Annotated in this window: 3 protein-coding genes and 1 pseudogene; 2 read left to right on the plus strand and 2 right to left on the minus strand. The window is 65.3% G+C overall.

Annotated features, from left to right (window positions below; translation table 11 throughout):
• The coding region (gene ligD / locus DBR22_RS07095; RefSeq protein WP_375134925.1) for a non-homologous end-joining DNA ligase LigD at nt 1-614 on the plus strand (614 nt) is incomplete at its 5' end.
• A 33-nt stretch (nt 615-647) separates the two neighbouring features.
• Here ligD and DBR22_RS07100 read toward each other — a convergent pair.
• The gene (locus tag DBR22_RS07100) at nt 648-1,268 is read right to left on the minus strand and encodes an L-threonylcarbamoyladenylate synthase (protein WP_108598424.1); all 621 of its coding nucleotides are present in this window, start codon (nt 1,266-1,268) and stop codon (nt 648-650) included.
• Between the two features lie 102 nt (nt 1,269-1,370).
• Between DBR22_RS07100 and DBR22_RS07105 the strand changes: the two genes are divergently transcribed.
• A complete protein-coding gene (locus tag DBR22_RS07105; RefSeq protein ID WP_108598425.1) occupies nt 1,371-1,805 on the plus strand; it encodes a VOC family protein in 435 nt (144 codons plus the stop codon).
• Here the strand turns inward: DBR22_RS07105 and DBR22_RS23750 are convergent.
• A pseudogene (locus DBR22_RS23750) lies at nt 1,802-2,432 on the minus strand (hypothetical protein); the annotation flags it as partial. The gene DBR22_RS07105 and the pseudogene DBR22_RS23750 overlap by 4 nt on opposite strands.

The raw sequence follows: 2,432 nt of genomic DNA on the forward strand, positions 1-2,432 counted from the left end.
GGATCGATCTGGATCCCCAGCCGGGCACCGACTTCGACGACGCCGTCCCCGCCGCACTTGCGCTGAAGGACGTGCTGGCGGAGGCGGGCCTGGACTGCTTCATCAAGACCTCGGGAAACCGCGGGCTGCACGTCTACGCGCCGATCGGGCCCACCCGTGAGTTCCTGGATGTCCGCCACGCCGTGATCGCTGCTGCCCGCGAGCTGGAGCGGCGGATGCCGGAGAAGGTCACCACAGCCTGGTGGAAGGAGGAACGGGGAGAGCGTGTTTTCCTGGATTTCAACCAGGCCAACCGCGACAGGACCATCGCCGGCGCCTACAGCCCGCGGGCGCTGGCCCATGCGCCCGTGTCCTGCCCCATTACCTGGGACGAGCTGGGCAGCGCGGACCCGAAAAACTTCACCATCCTCACGGTCCCGGAACGGCTCAAGACGGTCGGCGACCCCTGGGCGGACATGAACGCCACACCGGGCGGCACCATCGACGTGCTGCTGGAGTGGTGGGAACGGGACCTTAAGGCAGGGCTGGGGGAGCTGCCTTTCCCGCCGGACTATCCAAAGATGCCCGGAGAGCCCTCCCGCGTCCAGCCCAGCAGGGCCCGGAAGCAGGACTGAGGCTGCTTGACCCCCTCGCCGTTTGGGCCCCGTCTATTCGAAACGGGACGGATCCCCGGTGCCGCGCCGGACCACCTCGGCGACTCCGGAAGAAAAGTCGATGACGGTGGTGGGCTCTGCCCCGCAGTCGCCCGAATCAATAACGGCGTCCACCACATGGTCCAGCCGTTCCTTGATTTCCCACCCCTGCGTCAGCGGATCCTCCTCGTCGGGGAGCAGCAGCGTGCTGGACAGCAACGGTTCGCCGAGCTCAGCCAACAATGCCTGCACCACACGGTTGTCAGGGATGCGGACGCCCACTGTTTTCTTCTTCGGGTGCAGAAGCCTGCGCGGAACCTCCTTGGTGGCCGGCAGGATGAACGTGTAACTTCCGGGTGTGACGGCCTTGATGCTGCGGAACACATCATTGCCGATATTCACGAACTGGCCCAGCTGGGCGAAGTCCTTGCACACCAGCGTGAAGTGGTGTTTGTTGTCCAGTTGGCGGATACTCCGGATCCGGTCCAAGGCGTCTTTGTTTCCCATCTGCGCCCCGAGCGCGTAACAGGAATCGGTGGGGTAGGCGATCAGGCCGCCGTCAAGCACTATGCGCACTGCCTGCGAGATGGCTCGCGGCTGGGGATCCTCGGGATGAACATCAAAATATCTGGCCATTCCCTGAGCCTACGGCCAAACCCCTATCGAGGGCGGACGGATTGGGGCAGGATGTTGACTGTTCCATTCCGATTCCGTTCAGAACCTCAAGGAGAACCGGCCATGCCAACGACGCTCAACCCCTACCTCGGTTTCCGCGACAATGCCCGGGAGGCGTTGACTTTCTACCAGTCCGTGTTCGGCGGCGAACTGGCACTGAGCACCTTCGGAGAGTTCCAGGCCAGCGAGGATCCGGCTGAAACCGAGAAGATCATGCACGGCATGCTGACCACTCCCACGGGCCTGGTCCTGATGGGGTCGGATACGCCCAACTCCATGGAAGCCTCCACGGGCAGCTCCATCTCGATCTCCCTGAGCGGTGACGACGAAGCGGAGCTGCGCGGCTACTGGGATAAGCTCGCCGGCGACGGCGGTACGGTCACGGTGCCGTTGGAGAAGGCACCGTGGGGCGACATCTTCGGTATGTGCACCGACCGGTTCGGGACTGCCTGGCTGGTCAACGTCAACAACCCAGCCCACGCGGCCCCTACCCCCTAGAAACCGCTGGCTCGATCCGTCCTCCCCGCCGCCGTCTCTTCGGCGCTGAGGATACGAAGGGCGCTCAGCGTCACGAACTGGTTGGGACCGGTGCGGCCCCAATCTGCCGCCTCGGCCTGGCTGGCGGACGACGGCGGGTGCCACCACGCGCCCTCCGCCGGCCATCCGCCGTCGGGCAACATCTTTCCGCGCAATGCTGCCCGTGCCTCCGCGGCACGCGGATCATTGATCAGCCCCATCCGGGCCAGCAGAAGCAGGGCGGGCAAAATGCCGTAATGCCAGAATTCCGGGTAGCGGAGCTTTAGCCAGAGCGGGTCGATGGTCCGGCCGGTCGAGCGGGATTTGAACAGCCGGTGATCAAGGAACAATCCGGCCGCCCGCTCCGCCCCGGTCCGGGACGCCGGATCTCCGCAGGCCCTCCAGAATTCGTAAAGTCCCTTGGCGGCAGGCAGCGTCTCATGGAACGAGGACCGGCGGCCGCTCGCGTTCAGATCACAGTTCCAGCCGCCGTCGGGCCACTGCCACTCCGTCAGGTCGTGGGCGAGCCGGATCACCCGCGGATCTGCCTGCATCCCGAGCCGGCTGCAGACGTAGAGCGCATTGCCTTCCTGGGATGCGCAGCGGCGG

The sequence above is a fragment of the Arthrobacter sp. HMWF013 genome, assembly GCF_003061105.1.
Lineage (GTDB): Bacteria > Actinomycetota > Actinomycetes > Actinomycetales > Micrococcaceae > Arthrobacter.